Origin of the sequence: Iodidimonas gelatinilytica, assembly GCF_008579125.1 — a bacterium.
GTDB classification, from domain to species: Bacteria; Pseudomonadota; Alphaproteobacteria; order Sphingomonadales; family Rhodothalassiaceae; genus Iodidimonas; species Iodidimonas muriae.
On record NZ_BKCL01000011.1, the window covers coordinates 56449 to 71399 of the forward strand.

14 protein-coding genes and 2 pseudogenes are annotated in these 14951 nt (G+C 54.5%); 11 read left to right on the top strand and 5 right to left on the bottom strand.

Annotated elements, in window-relative coordinates; genetic code table 11:
• Positions 1-39: 39 nt before the first annotated feature.
• The 11 genes and pseudogenes from JCM17844_RS12060 (at position 40) to JCM17844_RS12110 (ending at position 10875) form a co-directional block, all read left to right on the top strand.
• Positions 40-1011, top strand: a complete 972-nt coding sequence (locus JCM17844_RS12060; RefSeq protein WP_150001181.1) for a Wzz/FepE/Etk N-terminal domain-containing protein — start codon at positions 40-42, stop codon at positions 1009-1011.
• Positions 1012-1041: 30 nt separating this feature from the next.
• On the top strand, positions 1042-1575 hold the full coding sequence (locus tag JCM17844_RS12065) for an oligosaccharide flippase family protein (protein WP_150001182.1): 534 nt from the start codon (positions 1042-1044) through the stop codon (positions 1573-1575).
• Positions 1576-1643: 68 nt separating this feature from the next.
• Positions 1644-2387 carry an MATE family efflux transporter gene (locus tag JCM17844_RS12070; RefSeq protein ID WP_150001183.1) on the top strand — a complete coding sequence of 248 codons (744 nt, stop codon included), beginning with the start codon at positions 1644-1646 and terminating at the stop codon, positions 2385-2387.
• A gap of 13 nt (positions 2388-2400) precedes the next feature.
• Positions 2401-3258, top strand: a complete 858-nt coding sequence (locus tag JCM17844_RS12075) for a sulfotransferase (RefSeq protein ID WP_210431918.1) — start codon at positions 2401-2403, stop codon at positions 3256-3258.
• Positions 3259-3291: 33 nt separating this feature from the next.
• Positions 3292-3858 (top strand): glycosyltransferase family 2 protein, encoded by a 567-nt coding sequence (locus tag JCM17844_RS12080; RefSeq protein WP_150001185.1) that lies wholly within the window; start codon positions 3292-3294, stop codon positions 3856-3858.
• Between the two features lie 313 nt (positions 3859-4171).
• Positions 4172-5482 carry an O-antigen polymerase gene (locus JCM17844_RS12085; RefSeq protein WP_210431919.1) on the top strand — a complete coding sequence of 437 codons (1311 nt, stop codon included), beginning with the start codon at positions 4172-4174 and terminating at the stop codon, positions 5480-5482.
• 11 nt (positions 5483-5493) lie between these two features.
• Complete coding sequence (locus tag JCM17844_RS12090; RefSeq protein WP_150001187.1) at positions 5494-6522, top strand: glycosyltransferase family 4 protein; 1029 nt, start codon at positions 5494-5496, stop codon at positions 6520-6522.
• Between the two features lie 19 nt (positions 6523-6541).
• Positions 6542-7168 (top strand): glycosyltransferase, encoded by a 627-nt coding sequence (locus JCM17844_RS12095; protein ID WP_150001188.1) that lies wholly within the window; start codon positions 6542-6544, stop codon positions 7166-7168.
• Positions 7165-7662: a glycosyltransferase gene (locus JCM17844_RS12100; RefSeq protein WP_235899003.1), complete on the top strand. Its 498-nt coding sequence runs from the start codon at positions 7165-7167 to the stop codon at positions 7660-7662. The genes JCM17844_RS12095 and JCM17844_RS12100 overlap by 4 nt, the downstream gene beginning before the upstream one ends.
• A 35-nt stretch (positions 7663-7697) precedes the next feature.
• Positions 7698-9686: pseudogene (gene asnB / locus JCM17844_RS17385) on the top strand (asparagine synthase (glutamine-hydrolyzing)).
• A complete protein-coding gene (locus JCM17844_RS12110) occupies positions 9667-10875 on the top strand; it encodes a glycosyltransferase family 4 protein (protein WP_210431923.1) in 1209 nt (402 codons plus the stop codon). The pseudogene asnB and the gene JCM17844_RS12110 overlap by 20 nt, the downstream one beginning before the upstream one ends.
• Here the strand turns inward: JCM17844_RS12110 and JCM17844_RS12115 are convergent.
• The 5 genes and pseudogenes from JCM17844_RS12115 to JCM17844_RS12135 form a co-directional block, all read right to left on the bottom strand.
• Complete coding sequence (locus tag JCM17844_RS12115) at positions 10872-11288, bottom strand: pilus assembly FimT family protein (RefSeq protein WP_210431924.1); 417 nt, start codon at positions 11286-11288, stop codon at positions 10872-10874. The genes JCM17844_RS12110 and JCM17844_RS12115 overlap by 4 nt on opposite strands.
• Positions 11289-11301: 13 nt before the next feature.
• The gene (gene gspG / locus JCM17844_RS12120; protein ID WP_150001191.1) at positions 11302-11766 is read right to left on the bottom strand and encodes a type II secretion system major pseudopilin GspG; all 465 of its coding nucleotides are present in this window, start codon (positions 11764-11766) and stop codon (positions 11302-11304) included.
• A 27-nt stretch (positions 11767-11793) separates the two neighbouring features.
• Positions 11794-12450 (bottom strand): type II secretion system F family protein, encoded by a 657-nt coding sequence (locus JCM17844_RS12125; protein ID WP_371864765.1) that lies wholly within the window; start codon positions 12448-12450, stop codon positions 11794-11796.
• 39 nt (positions 12451-12489) lie between these two features.
• Positions 12490-12998 (bottom strand): annotated as a pseudogene (locus tag JCM17844_RS16925) (type II secretion system F family protein); the annotation flags it as partial.
• Positions 12999-13008: 10 nt separating this feature from the next.
• On the bottom strand, positions 13009-14760 hold the full coding sequence (locus JCM17844_RS12135; protein ID WP_150001194.1) for a GspE/PulE family protein: 1752 nt from the start codon (positions 14758-14760) through the stop codon (positions 13009-13011).
• Positions 14761-14951: the final 191 nt, after the last annotated feature.

Genomic DNA, 14951 nt, shown 5'->3' on the forward strand with positions numbered 1-14951 from the left:
GCGGCCTTTAAAGACCGCCGGAAAACAGGGTGCTCAAATATGACGGCAGACCATGTGGCAGGCCATGCGGATAATCGCGATATTTATGTACGCGATGTGATCTTGGCGCTGCGCCGACGCTGGATGTTGATCCTTGCAACAGTGATGGTGGTGGGCGCCATGGGCCTTGCCTATGCCATTTTCGCAAAACCGCTTTATACGGCATCGGCGATCATTCAGCCTGCGACATCAGAGGAAGCGGGGGGAGCGTTTTCCTCGCTTGCCAGCCAGTTTGGTGGGGCCACGTCCTTGGCCGGGATCACTCTTGACGGGGGGGATGCGGAAGCGCAGGCCAATATGGCGATTTTGAAATCGCGAGAATTTTCCATGCGCTTTATCGCGCAAAATGATCTCATGCCCTATCTGTTTCACGAGCGATGGAACCCGGAAACACAGGATTGGCGAAGCGGTGAACCGGGGCTTCTTGCGCGCATGATTGGTGGTCTGTCGCATTTGATTGCCCGTCTGTCGGAGGATGAAGGCTGGCGTCCTCCCAGTTCCATTCCAAGCGATTGGGATGCCTTTAATATCTTCGATAAAAAGGTGCGGCATTTGCGGGAAGATACGGAAACCGGCTTGATTACCGTGTCTTTTGTGGTGCGGAACCCTGAATTGGCTGCCAAATGGACCAATGCCTTTGTGGCGCAGGCCAATGCTGAAATTCGGGCGCGGACCGTGAGCGAATCCAGCCGTGCCATTTCTTTTCTGCGCGAAGAAATTCAAAAAACATCCGTGGCCGGCGTCCAAGATACGATCTATGGCTTGATGCAAAGCCAGTTGGAACGGGTGATGTTTGCAAATTCTCGCCCCGATTATGCCTTTAAGGTGATTGATAAAGCTGTACCGCCTGAAGACCGCTCGCACCCCAAACGGCCATTGATTGTGTTGCTTTCACTCTTTTTTGGCCTGGCGCTGGGGGGCTGTTTGGCTTTGGGGGTTGAAGCCTTTCGGGGGGCATTCTCTCGTGTTTGATCCCGGCTTGGCCATAAACAGGGTTTTGTAATGGCAAGGGAGAACCGTTTCGCCGGGTTGAAACGCTGGGTTGCGCGACAAAGTGACGAGCATTTGAGTGAGGTTCTCTCGGGCGCCGCGATCACCTTCGGCGTGAAGATTGCCGGCGTGGGCCTGATGTTTTTGTTCAATGTTCTGGCGGCACGCCTTTTGGGCGTGGCGGATACGGGCCTGTTTTTTCTGGCGCTAACGGTTTTGCAAGTGGGGGCGACCGTGGCGCTTTGGGGGCTTGATAGTGCCACATTGCGTTATGTGGCGGGCTTTGCCGCCAATGGGCGCTGGAATGATGTGCGGGCCGTGTTGTCGCGGGCTGTGATCTTGGCGCTTTCGATATCCGTACTTCTGGCGGTTTTGGTATTTTTTTCAGCCCCCTTCCTGGCTATCCGGATTTTTCACGAACCCGCGCTCGAAGTCTCTTTGAGAATCGTTGCCATTGCTTTGCCGGTTCTGGCGATTTTGCCGATATTTGTGGAAGGCCTGAAAGGCTTGAAAAAGATCTTGCTTCGCAAATTCTGCAAGGCGTGATTTTACCTGTCTTTGCCCTTTTGGGGCTGTTCTTGCTTGCCGGGGATTATGGAGCAAGCGGAGCGGTCATGGCTTATATATTGTCGGCGCTGATGGCCCTCCTTCTGGGCTGGGGGTTTTGGCATTGGCAGCTTTCGCGGCAGGGCAAGGGGGGGAATACGCATTTTTCATATAGCCAGTTGCTTCGTTCCGCGGGGCCATTGGGGGGCATTTCGGTCTTGCATCTGTTGATGCAATGGGTGCCTTTATTGGCCTTGGGGGCGTTCGGGACCAGTGCAGAGGTGGGGCTGTTCGGTGTTGCTATTCGTACGGCGACCTTGACCAGCTTGTTGCTGGTGGCGGTGAACAGCATTGCCGCCCCGAAATTTGCCGCCCTTTGGGCAAAAGGGGATCATGATGCGCTTCAGACATTAGCGGTTAAATCCACGGCGCTTATAACCCTTTTGGCGGCGCCTATCCTGTTGTGCTTCATTCTTTTTCCGTCTTTTGTCTTGGGGTTGTTCGGCGGGGATTTCAAAGATGGTGCCACAGCGCTTTCAATCTTGGCGGTGGGACAGTTTGTTAATGCGGCTACAGGTTCGGTGGGGTTTTTGCTCATCATGACCGGCCATGAACGCCAGCTTTGGAAGTCGGTGGCGCTGGCAGCTCTTTCGGCGTTGCTGATGTCAGGCTTGATCATGGGCGGAGCGGGGCTGACAATGGCGGCCTTGGCGGTGGCAGTGCCTTTGGCCTTGCAAAATATTCTATCGTCTTTTTATGTCATGCGTTATTTGCGCATTGTGCCGTGCAACTATTCCCTCCTTTTTCGTTGAGAGCTTTTGTGGCATGCGTGAACAGTCTCCTGTTATTTTTATCGGAATGCATCGTTCGGGCACCAGTATGCTTGGACGGGTTCTGGAGCGCTTGGGTCTTTTTGTGGGAGCGCATAAGGAAGGCAATAATGAAGCTGTGTTCTTTTTGAAGTTGAACACATGGCTGCTGGAGCAATGCGGTGGCCGCTGGGATTATCCGCAACCGATCCATGACCTTTGGGATAATGAGGTTCTTTTAGGCTGGGTGGAACGTTATGTGCGTGATCAGATGAATGGGCCGCGTGCGTTGCATTTTCTGGGATTGAAGCGATATTTGAAATATCGGAAAATCTGCAATCTACAAGAACCATGGGGCTGGAAAGACCCGCGCAACAGCTTCACATTGCCGCTTTGGCTACGCCTGTTTCCCGACGCTCGTGTCATTCATATACGGCGGCATGGGGTGGATGTCGCACAAAGCCTTGCGGTGCGGGGTGCGAAGGGACTGACAACGATCAGTCAACATTATCTGAAGTATCGTGCCCTTGCCGCACTCCGGCCTAAACGGAGTGGGTTTATGGAATCACCGCGCTGCGCGAAGATTGAAGGTGGCTTTAGCCTTTGGGCCGAGTATTTGCAGGAAGTAGAACGTCAGCTTCAGACCCTGCCCGATCATCAAAAGCTGGACATCGTGTATGAAGAGTTTTTAGCCGATCCTTTCGCTATCATTGAACGAGCCGCAGAGTTTTGTTCTCTGGAATGTGATGAAAAAGCTATAAAATCTAGCGTTTTGGATATTCGTCCATCGCGGGCTTTGTCTTTTAGGAAGGATGCCAAGCTGCGATTATTTGCGGATGTAAATTCTAGCACCCTTAGAGCTTTTGGATATTAAAATATATATTATGAATATATAGAAAATATTGCCATGAAATTCACTATTTTTACGCCAACTTATAATAGAAAAAATTTGATTTATAATGTTTATGAATCTCTTTTGGCGCAATCCTATAAAAATTTCGAATGGATTATTATTGATGATGGGTCAACTGATGGTACAGATGAGTATGTGCAGAGATTAATCAAAGAAGATAAGATATATATAAAATATCATCTGAAGAAAAATGGTGGACCTCATACGGCTCATAATAAAGCACTGGATCTTGCGCAGGGGGACTTGTTTTTAAGATTTGATTCTGATGATAGATGTGTTCCGGAAACCCTTGCGACTTTTCTGAAATATTGGGATGAGCTCTCTCCTGAAGAGAAGCAGGAATTTTCTGGAATCAGCTGTCTCTGTATGGATCGGGACGGAAACATTGTCGGTGATCGTTATCCTGAGAACAAATTTATTGCGACCATCTCTGACCTTAAGAACTTTAAGGGCGAAAAATGGGGGTTCCATCGCACGGATGTGCTGCGCAAATTCCCTTTTCCCGTATTTGAAGGGAGAATTTTATTGCGGAAGCCATTGTGTGGGACCAAATTCGTCTAAAGTATAAAATACTTTGTGTGAATGAGCCGCTAAGGATTTATGAGCTGTCCGAGGGAAGCTTGAGCGATAAGATGGCGAAAATTCGCTATCAAAGTCCGAATGGAACACTTTTGTACTATCGTACAGTGCTATCACTTCCGGTTTCCAAGGGCCAGCTATTGCGGGCGGCAATAAATTATTCGCGATTTGGCTTTGGGGCAGGGCGGTCGCCGATAAGACTGTTAAGCAAAACCCCCAAGAAAATTCTAATAGCCTTGATGATGCCATTTGGATTGCTGGCACATATCAAGGACCGGCTTGGCAAGGCGTTATGATGAGTGGCCTTCTGGTGGCTTTGGTGGGGACCTTTGTTTTTGGCATCTTGATGGCCGTCAGCCTTTATGCCGGACGATCATGGTTTCATCCCGCTGTTGCCTGGAATGGCATTTGGTTTGTGGTGTTCGCCTTCATGTGCTTTGCGCAAATGTGGCTTTACCCGGTTTCTTGGGAGGCATTGGGTATTTTTGTGGCTGGCGCGCTTTATTTCTCATTTGGTTCGGCTTTGGGAAGCATGCGCTGGCGACGCCAAAGCCCCGTTAGCTCATCCCCATTACAGGTGCAAACCGTTTATGAAAGCGATCGAATTTTGCTGATGGGTTTGCTGATGCTGCTCATCATCGGGATGCCATTCTATATCCGCCATATCATGTCTTTCTCGACGGCCACGCCTTTTTCACCACTGTTTTTCCTTGAGGTGCGCCAGGGCATGCTGGATGAAGCGCAAAACCAGTCTCGAGGAGCTTTTGTGGGCAATCTGGTGGTTTTGTCCACGTTCGGAACGCTGATTGCTCTAGCTGTCACACAAGGGGGCCGCCGGTGGCGACTGCTGATCGCCGTGTTGTTTGGCCTTGCCGTTGTTTATAATCTTCTTACGGCGGCCAAGGGGGGGCTATTGAGCCTATTGGTCGGGGCTTTTGCCGTTTATGGGCTGACCCAAAAACGGTTGCCGGTCAAGGCGTTGATTGTTCTGACAATGTTTGTTTTGGTAGCATTCGGAGCGATTACTGTGCTGCGCAGTGCTGTTTCGGCCGGAGGGAATATATCTTACCTGGAGGCGGCAAGTCTTACCGGGCAGACCTTTTTGAATTATCTGACCACTGGTCCTGTGGCGTTCAGTCTTTATCTGGACGGGTTCGAGGTCATTCCAGAAGTGAAAGGGCCGTGGGAGTTTTTCATCCGGGTTATCAATTATTTCGGGAGTTTCTTTCCCGCCCCCAATCCACCGGGAAAGTTTATCGAGGTGGGGCCGGGCCTTCATGGTTATAACACTTATACGATTTATTTTTTCTATTATCCCCATTATGGCCTTGCGGGGGTTTGTATCTTTACCTTTTTTATCGGCCTGATTGCCGGTGCTGTGTATAAAATGGCACAATCCAATCAACTGATCTGGGTTTCGTTTTATTCCATGCTGTTTTTTGGTGTGATTTTAAGCATTCTTGCTGATTCTTTGCTGACCGCGCTCAACCCGATGATCAAGCTGGCTTTATTGGGGCTTGTTTTCACGATGGCGCGGCGCATCCGGTTATTCGACCCCACTGCACGCGCTTCAAGGCTGGGCACGCAAGCACTATCAAGAGCATAAGGCCCGTTTCTATGACATTGCATCCCTTGAATATTGCCGCTTTCACAGGTGGCCAATCCGTCCCCAGCGCCCGCTTTCGGGTGCGGCAATATATCGAGCCTTTGAAGCCCCTTGCATGCAGGGTGGATGAATTTCCTTCAAAGGCCGGGCAATATCCCCCTGAGATGCAGTGGAAACGCCCATTCTGGTTGGCGCAAAACCTGATCGAGCGCTTGCCATCTGTTTTAAAATCACGGCGCTATGACCTTATCCTTTTCCAACGGGAGTTGGTGAGTACGCTTTTGACCTTGGAGCCTTATTTTGCAGGGCCGCGCATTCTGGATGTGGATGATGCCATTTGGCTGCATAAGCGCGGCGGTTTTGCTGCCAAATTGGCGCGGCGCTGTGAAGCAGTGATTTGCGGCAACAGTTTTTTACAAAACTATTTCGCTGATTTGGGGTGCAAGACCTTTCTTTTGCCCACGGCGGTGGATACCAAGAGATTTTCACCCAAAAGCGATGAGGGCACGGAGGCGCTTGTCATTGGTTGGTCGGGGTCCAGTGCTAACCTCATTCAGTTGGAGCGGCTGGAACCGGCTCTGGCGATGGTCCTGGAGACATATAAAACCGCAAAACTCCGGGTGATTTGTGACCGTCCCCCCAATTTCAGCAATCTTTCTGCCGAAAAAGTGGAGTTCATTCGCTGGTCCCCTGATATTGAGGTTGCGGCGCTACAGGATCTCAGTGTTGGTTTGATGCCCATCGAGGACACTGATTGGTCGCGGGGCAAATGCTCTTATAAAATGCTCACCTATATGGCTTGTGGCCTGCCGGTGGTGGTCAGCCCGGTTGGAATGAATGCCGAAGTGCTGGCCTTGGGGGATATTGGCTTTGGCGCACGGTCCCATGCGGAGTGGACAGAAGGGCTGGATACATTGCTGGCCGATCGGACATTAAGAGCCAGGATGGGCAAGACGGGGCGCAAATTGGCTGTTCAGAATTTCAGTCTGGATCATCTTTCCGTGCGGCTTGCCGATATTTTTCGCTCTGTCTCTGGTTGAAAAGAAAGCGCTTTTTGCGATGGCCTCTTCAAAGTCTGTCCTGCATATCATCACCGGACTTGGTCGCGGTGGGGCAGAGCATATGCTTTATAAGCTGTTGTCCGCTATGGATGGCAATCTGGCCAATCATCACGTGTTGTCGCTTGGCAGCGGCGGGCCATATGCCGAGAAAATCCGTGCACTTGGCATCCCGGTTCATGAACTGGGCATGCGCATGGGGCGGCCAAATCCAATGCACCTGCTGCGATTGCGCGGGCTCGTCCGGAAACTGAACCCTGATCTTGTGCATGGCTGGATGTATCATGGCATTCTTGCCGCCCGGTTGGCAGCGCAAGGCCGTCCTGTGGTGGCGGGGGTCAGGCAGTCTCTCTATCGGTTGGCCGATGAAAAATTTGCCACCCGCCTGGTTATTCGGGTTGTGGCAAGCCTGAGTCCATCGCTGGCGGCGCTCACTTATAATGCCCATCTCAGTCTGGACCAGCACAGAGATATCGGATTCAGTTCTAAAAAAGCCTGTGTGATCCCCAATGGCTTCGATCCGGACCGTTTACGGCCAGATCCGAAAGTGGGGGCAAGACTGCGGGCAGAGCTGGTATTCAACCGGATGCCTTTGTTGTTCTTCATGCGGCACGCTTTCATCCGATGAAAGACCATAAAAGCCTGTTGCAGGCGATCGCGCGGCTCAAAGACCAAAAGATGGTCTTTCTTCTGGCCGGAACGCAGGTGGATGCTGGCAATCCGGCTTTGAGCGGCTTACAGGATGATCGTGTCTATTTGCTTGGGGAGCGGGATGACATTGCGGATCTGATGACCGTTGCGGATTGTCTGGTCAATTCTTCATGGAGTGAAGCATTTCCCAATGTTTTGGGGGAGGCCATGGCTTGTGGTCTTCCGGCCATTGCAACAGATGTGGGGGAATCGGCTGCAGTGCTTGGGGAAACCGGGCTGGTTGTGCCACCCCGCGATCCCGAAGCGCTGGCCAAGGCCCTTGTCCAGATGAAAGATATGCCACAAGAACAACGCATTGATATGGGAAAGCGTGCCCGGCAAAGGGTGATCGGGGCATTCAGTCTGTCAAAAGTGGCTTCGGATTATCTGGCCCTATATCAAGATATTCTGGATGTCGACAGCCAACGGTAGACCGAAAGATGTTCAAGAAAAGGAATTCTTAGCCCATGTGCGGAATCGCGGGGTTTATCAATTGGCAGGGCGTTCCGGATGGGAGCGCGCAGATTTTGCGCACCATGACAGATGCGGTGCGCCATCGCGGTCCCGATGATGAGGGGCAGTGGTTGGATGCAGAGGCGGGGGTAGGGCTCGGCCATCGCCGTCTTTCGATCCTTGATCTGTCGCCTGCTGGCCATCAGCCCATGATCTCTGCCTCCGGGCGCTATGTGTTGGTTTATAATGGCGAGATTTATAATCATCATGCGCTGAGGTCGGCACTAGGGGAGCAAGGCAACGCACCGGCATGGCGCGGTCATTCGGACACAGAAACGCTGCTGGCCGTGGTCGAGGCGGTGGGGGTACAAAAGGCGATAGCGCAGATCAATGGCATGTTTGCCTTTGCCTTATGGGATCGGCAGGAGCGCAGCTTGTTGCTGGCCCGCGACCGGTTGGGGGAAAAGCCGCTTTATTATGGATTTGCGGCAGATGGCACCTTCCTTTTTGGCTCGGAATTGAAATCTCTTGTGGTCTGGCCCGGTTTTCAAAAAACCGTCGATCGCGAGCTTGGCAGCTTATGTGCGGTATAATTATGTCCCGGCTCCTTGGTCCATTTGGCAGGGCATCCGGAAATTGCCACCTGCCCATTGCGTGATTTTAAAGGCAGGGGAGCAAGCCTTGCCGCCCCCACAAGCCTATTGGGATTTTCAAAAGATCGCCCATGAGGGGGCTTTGAATCCCCTGCCTGTGAGGCGGGGCTTGTGGACCGGCTTGAAACATTGTTGATGGACAGTGTGGGCCGTCGGATGGAAGCGGATGTGCCTTTGGGGGCTTTTTTGTCCGGCGGCATTGATAGCTCTACCATTGTGGCCTTGATGCAGGCGCAATCTGCGCAAAAGGTGCGCACCTTTTCCATCGGGTTCCATGAAAGCGGCTATAATGAAGCCACCTATGCCAAAGAGGTGGCGCATCATTTGGGAACCGATCATACGGAGTTATATATCACGGCCCAACAGGCGCAGGATGTTATCCCGAGTCTTCCACAGATATGGGACGAACCCTTTGCCGATAGCTCGCAAATTCCCACATATTTATTGAGCAAAATGACCCGTGCCCATGTGACAGTAAGCCTGTCTGGCGACGGGGGGGATGAGTTGTTTGGTGGGTATCATCGCTATTTCCAAACCATGCGTTTGAAAGCGGCGCTTGGCCGGGCTCCCCAATTCAGCCGCGAAATTGCCGCACGGTTCTTGCGTACGAATTTTGCCGGTCATGTGGCTTCTGGTGTCAATCGGCTTTTACCCAAAGCATATCGCCAAGCCGCTTTGCGAGATCGCCTGCCAAAACTTTCTACCTTTCTGGAATATTCTGATGGGATGCAGATCTATCGGGATTTGATCTCCCATTGGAAAGATCCCGGTGCTGTGGTTCTTGGAGGCAAAGATCCCCGCTCACAAGAGTTCGATATGGTGCCGGATTTCCCTGATTTCCGTCAGGCGATGATGTACCTCGACACGCTGGGTTATCTACCGGATGATATTTTAACGAAGGTGGATCGCGCCAGCATGGCTTCTAGCCTGGAGGCGCGGGTTCCTTTCCTTGACCACATGGTGGTGGAATTTGCTTGGCAACTGCCTATGAGCGCCAAAATTAAAGATGGGGCAGGCAAGCATATCCTGCGCGAGGTACTGTATCGCCATGTGCCGCAAAAGCTTATTGATCGTCCCAAAATGGGCTTTGGGGTTCCCATTGATGATTGGCTGCGCGGCCCCTTGCGGGATTGGGCGGAAGATCTGCTGGATGAAAAGCAGCTGCGCGAGGATGGCTTTTTCGATCCCGCCCCGATCCGCAAGCTGTGGCAAGAACATCTGTCGGGTGGCCGGCGCTGGCACTATCATTTGTGGGATATTCTGATGTTTCAGGCATGGTGGCGGCACCAATCCGATCCGTCGCCGAAAAAAATCCGAGAGCAGGATCATCGTGTCTCAACGTTTTCATAAAACCGCCGTCGCCTCGCAGCATATTTCCGGTGCAGGGATCCGTTCTATGGCGATCATCTCCAATCAGGCGCGGTCGATGATCAATTTTCGCGGCCCTTTGATACGGGCGATGGCGGCTCAGGGCGTGCGGGTTTATGCACTGGCTCCCGATTTTGATGCACAATCGGAGCAAGCCATTGCCAAACTGGGCGCAAAACCTGTCCGTTATTCGCTTGATCGTGCAGGGATGCGGCCCTTCCGGGATTTGCTGGATATGCTGCGATTGGCGCGGTTGCTCAGGCGTTTGAAGCCCGATGCCAGTTTTGGTTATTTCATCAAGCCGGTGATCTATGGCAGCCTTGCCGCTTGGCTGGCGGGCGTACCGCACCGCTTTGCGATGGTGGCGGGGCTTGGCTATGTCTTTATTCCGCCCGCGGGAAAAGAAAGGCTGAATCGCCATTTGTTGCGTGGTATCGTTTCGGGTCTGTATCGAATTGCTTTTGGCCGCTGCGAGCGGGTGTTTTTTCAAAATGACGATGACCTTGGGCACTTTGTGAGCCGTGGTCATCTGGCTGAAAAGAAGGCACTCAATGTGCATGGCACAGGGGTTTATCTCGACCAATATGCCTATGCTCCGCTCCCTTCTGGTGATACGCCCCCGATCTTTCTTCTGGTGGCGCGTTTGTTGCAGGAAAAAGGCGTTTATGAATTTGTCGATGCGGCCCGTTTGGTGAAATCCCGCTATCCCGATGCCCGCTTTGTTTTGTTGGGGGGGCTGGACGACAATCCGGGCTCCCTGACGCAAGACACGGTGCTTTCTTGGGTGCAGGAGGGGGTGGTGGAATGGCCGGGGGCTGTTGCGGATGTGCGCCCTTGGCTGACGGCATCTTCCGTGTTCGTTCTGCCAAGCTGGCGCGAGGGGTTGCCGCGGTCCACCACCGAGGCCCTTGCCACCGGTCGGGCCATTGTGACAACCGATGTACCGGGCTGCCGCGATACGGTGGAAGAAGGCGTGAACGGGTTTCTGGTGCCGGTGCGGGATCCTGAGGCTTTGGCCGATGCCATGATTCGCTTTATTGAACAGCCCGAACTTTGCGTCACAATGGGCCGGGAAAGCCGCCATATGGCCGAAGAGCGCTTTGATGTGCACAAGATCAACCGCCATATATTGACGGCGATGGGCATTGCCACAGACCGCGAGGGCGTTTAGGCGCCGCGCTGTGGCGCATCCACAATGCGGGTTTCGCAAAAAGGCGCTGTGACGATGATGGTCTTGTTGCGGCCTGACGGGGCAAAAATCTGAAGTTCCCCGCCGGAGCACAAGCCCATGGCCGAGACGATCAGCGTGCCATTTGTGCGCACCGTCCAGCCCGGGTCCAGCTCGAACGTGCCTTGTGCAAGGCCATCATCTTGTTCTTGCAAGGCGCTGCCATAGCGGATCGTCCGGCCATCCAATCGGGCGCGCATGGGGGCTTCGCGCATTTGGGTGGCGATAGATTCGGCCATTTCGATCAGCTTGCCGCTTTCTATACGGGCGGTGAATTGCGGTGCGGCAAGGCCGAGAATCAGCCCCATAATGGCCAGAGCCACCAGCATTTCAAACAGCGTAAAGCCCCTTTGCAAGGGCTTTTTGTGCCTAGCGTGTGGAGGATATATCCGCATTCAGGCCTTCACCCCCTTCGGCATTATCGGGGCCATAGCTATAGACTTCAGCGACGCCGCCCGGTGTGTCCGGCAGCCGGTAGCGGTAAGGGTTTTTCCACGGATCAAGCGGCACCGAGCCATCCAGATACGGACCGAACCAGCTGGCGCGAAGGGCGGGATCTTCGGGCGGTGTCACCAAAAGAGAAAGTCCTTCCTGTTCGGTGGGATAGCGGCCCAGATCAATGCGCATGGTATCGAGCGCGGTGCGCAACATGCGGACCTGCGCCTGCGCGGTTGTTACCTTAGAGCTATCGAGCTGGCCAAACAGGCGCGGCCCCACAAGGGTGGCAAGCACCGCGATGATGGCAATAACGATCAGCATTTCAAGCAAAGTGAATCCGCTTTGCCCGATGCGTGTCGAACGGGTATCGGGGCGCAGGTTTTTTCTCCGGCGCATGGGGCTGATCTCCCTTGGGGTCATGGCTTAGATCTCGAATTGATAAAGGCTTGTCATGGCCAGCACAATGCCGACCACCAAAGTACCCACCACCAGCGATATAAGCAAAATGGCCACCGGCTCGGCAAGGGCTGTGATGCGTTTGGCGCGTTCGCGGGCGTCATCATCCAGAATATCGCTCATGAACACCAGCATCCGGTCGAGGGCGGCGGCCTGCCTGCCTGTGCGCAACAGATCGGTGAAGGTGGGATCAAGGGCAACGCCATTGGACAGGGCTTCATCCAGCGGCTCCCCTGCGCGGACGGCGCGGCGGGCTTCTTTCAATCCTTGGGAAAAGGCGGGGCTGGTGACAGACCGGGCCGCCAGATCGAAGGCTGCAAGCAGTGGTGCGCCATTGCGCATGGCGATGCCCATGGTGCGGGCCCAATTGGCCAGTTGCGCCCGGCGTAGAAAGGGCCCCACAACCGGGGTGCGGTCCAACAGGGCTTTGAAGCGGGCGCGGGCATCGCGCGATCGGGTGAAGCCAAGCACGCCGCTCAACAGCACAATGGCACCGATGCCGATGGCCAAAGTGTGAGTGCGAAATACTGCCGATGCCGACAAAACCATTTTAGAGATCAGCGGCAGTTTTGAATAATCATCTCCGATCATGGCTTCAAACTGAGGCACCACCACAAGGAACATGAAGATGGTGATGGCAACGCCCGTGGCGGCCAGAAAGGCGGGATAGGTGAGGGCGGAGCGGATTTCACGGCGGAGGGCTTCTTCTTGTTCCATGCGCTGGGCGGCATCGCTAAGCGCATCGGCAAGGCCGCCGGTTTGTTCGCCCAATTCCGCCAATTGCGAAAGATAGGGGGGAAGTCCGGCATATTGGCGGCGATGGCTTGCGACAGGCGTTCACCGGCGCGTAAGCCCTGCCGGATTTTAAGGCTGCGGGCGCGCAATTCGGGATGTCCATTGCGCGACAGGCTTTCCATGCAATCCAGAAGCGGCAAGCCAGCGGCCAAAAGCGTTGCCATTTGCCGGACATAGCGGGCACGGGCTTTGGCATTCAGGCGGCTTGTCAGCCGGCCTAGAAAGGGCAGGCCGGTGGTGGTGGCGGGCTTGATGAAAAACGGCTCCAGCCCTTTTTCCACCAGCTTGCGATAGGCATCGCGTTCGTTCGCGGCTTCGATGTGGCCGGTGAGCACCACACCATCGGATTTCATGGATTTGTGTTTATAGTCTGCCATTTCGGTGCTGCTATTCCGCCATGACCGAGGCACCCACCACCCGCATCACTTCTTGCAGTGTGGTTTCCCCTGCGCGGGCTTTTTCCGCCCCGTCTTCCAGCAGGGTCATGAAGCCGCGCTTGCGGGCGAGCTGTGTCATTTCCCCCAAGGGCTGGCCTTGGGAAATGGCATCGGCCAGAGCGCCATCAATGGCGGCGATTTCAAACAAGGCCAAGCGGCCCAGATAGCCGGTATTGGAACAGGCATCGCAGCCCCGCGTGGTGCGCCAGCGGGCTTTGTTTCCCGTCAGGCTTTGCGCCAATGCAGGGCAATCGCGGGCAAGGCGCTCTATAAAGCTGTTTTGTTCGGTGATGCGGGCTTTGTCTGTTTCTTCCATGGCGCAATGGGGGCACAGGCGGCGCACCAGCCTTTGGGCGGCGGTTCCCAAAAGGGCCGAGGCCACCAAAAACGGCTCAAGCCCCAGATCCACAAGGCGCGGAATGGCGGCCAAGGCGGAATTGGTGTGCAAGGTGGAGAGAACCAAATGGCCGGTAAGAGCGGCTTGGGCGGCAATGGCGGCGGTTTCGCCATCGCGGATTTCCCCCACCATGATCACATCGGGATCCTGACGCAAAATGGCGCGCAATCCACGGGCGAAATCATAACCGATTTCGGCCTTTGTCTGGATTTGCGACACGCCTTCCATATCATATTCCACCGGATCTTCGATGGTGATGATCTTGCGGATGCCATCATTCACCGTTTCCAGAGCGCGGTAAAGCGTGGTGGATTTCCCCGATCCCGTGGGGCCGGTGACAAGGATGATGCCGTGATTTTCGCGCAAAAGCCCATCCAGAACAGACCGCGCCCGGCCCCGCAGGCCAAGGCCGGAAAGATCAAGCAAGGTGCGTTGTTTGCGCAAAAGCCGCAACACAAGCCCTTCGCCCCAGGATGTGGGCAGCGACGACACGCGCAAATCCACATCTTCGCCGGAAACGCGAATGGTTTGGCGGCCATCTTGCGGCAGGCGGCGTTCGGCAATATCCATGCCCGAAAGCAGTTTGACGCGGGAAACAACGGCATCGAACCGGCGGCGCGGCTGGGTGGATTTTATATGCAAAACCCCGTCGATGCGGCTGCGAACCTGAAACATATGTTCGGACGGTTCGATATGGATATCCGAAGCCCCTTCCTGCAGGGCCTGACTGAAAATGGTATTGACGAAATCGATCACCGGCGCTTCTTCGGCCATTTCCCGCAAGCGCGCTGCATCGGCTTCTTCATCATCCACGCCTGCCTTATCGCCATTGCGATCATGGTGGGAAAGCAGGCTGTCGATCATGGCATTGGGGGCAAGGAAATAGCGCACGTTTTTGCAGCGGCTTTCCAGCAGTTCCATAATATCGGGATCAAGGCTGTTGCGCGGCGCGGCGCAGATCACATCCGTTTGCCACAGATGGTCTTCATCGCTGTTTTCCGGATCTGCGGGCAGGCACCAGATGGGCGCAGCGCTTTGGGTGATCCAGCTTGGCGGCAGATCAAGCATTTGGCTGGCAGCGATGCAGGCTGCGGCATCGGGCGCAGTGGCCGCGGTTAGAACGGGCAGGTCAAGCTGCTGCGACAGGGCGGCCAGAAGATCGGTTTCGCTGATGGCCCCAAGGCGCACCAAAGCCTGACCGAACAAGCCGCCCACTTCGCGCTGAAAGGCATCGGCCTGCGCCCTGTCCTGAGCTGTGATCAGGCCTTGTTCTGCCAAAATGTCGCCGATTCGTCGATGGTCCATAATGCCCTTGATGATCGCTATCTTCTTGGATGTTGTAGTGGATCAGCGGGTGTGGGCCAAGCCCTTCCTTTTGCATCGGTTCCGGGGGTGTGGCTTTTTGCGTTATCATCGGGCTTGCGCCTTTTCTTTCGTCATTCCCGGGCTTGACCCGGGAATCCAGACTTTTGTTGGTGGAGGGTGGCGGCGCTGCC

Excerpts from the sequence above, each read along its gene's own strand:
- JCM17844_RS12095 (WP_150001188.1), top strand. The coding sequence starts at position 6,542 with ATGGCCTCTTCAAAGTCTGTCCTGCATATCATCACCGGACTTGGTCGC.
- JCM17844_RS12135 (WP_150001194.1), bottom strand. The coding sequence starts at position 14,760 with ATGGACCATCGACGAATCGGCGACATTTTGGCAGAACAAGGCCTGATC.
- JCM17844_RS12070 (WP_150001183.1), top strand. The coding sequence starts at position 1,644 with ATGGCTTATATATTGTCGGCGCTGATGGCCCTCCTTCTGGGCTGGGGG.
- JCM17844_RS12085 (WP_210431919.1), top strand. The coding sequence starts at position 4,172 with ATGAGTGGCCTTCTGGTGGCTTTGGTGGGGACCTTTGTTTTTGGCATC.
- JCM17844_RS12125 (WP_371864765.1), bottom strand. The coding sequence starts at position 12,450 with ATGTTCCTTGTGGTGGTGCCTCAGTTTGAAGCCATGATCGGAGATGAT.
- JCM17844_RS12065 (WP_150001182.1), top strand. The coding sequence starts at position 1,042 with ATGGCAAGGGAGAACCGTTTCGCCGGGTTGAAACGCTGGGTTGCGCGA.
- JCM17844_RS12100 (WP_235899003.1), top strand. The coding sequence starts at position 7,165 with ATGAAAGACCATAAAAGCCTGTTGCAGGCGATCGCGCGGCTCAAAGAC.
- JCM17844_RS12060 (WP_150001181.1), top strand. The coding sequence starts at position 40 with ATGACGGCAGACCATGTGGCAGGCCATGCGGATAATCGCGATATTTAT.
- JCM17844_RS12080 (WP_150001185.1), top strand. The coding sequence starts at position 3,292 with ATGAAATTCACTATTTTTACGCCAACTTATAATAGAAAAAATTTGATT.
- JCM17844_RS12075 (WP_210431918.1), top strand. The coding sequence starts at position 2,401 with ATGCGTGAACAGTCTCCTGTTATTTTTATCGGAATGCATCGTTCGGGC.
- JCM17844_RS12090 (WP_150001187.1), top strand. The coding sequence starts at position 5,494 with ATGACATTGCATCCCTTGAATATTGCCGCTTTCACAGGTGGCCAATCC.
- gspG (WP_150001191.1), bottom strand. The coding sequence starts at position 11,766 with ATGCGCCGGAGAAAAAACCTGCGCCCCGATACCCGTTCGACACGCATC.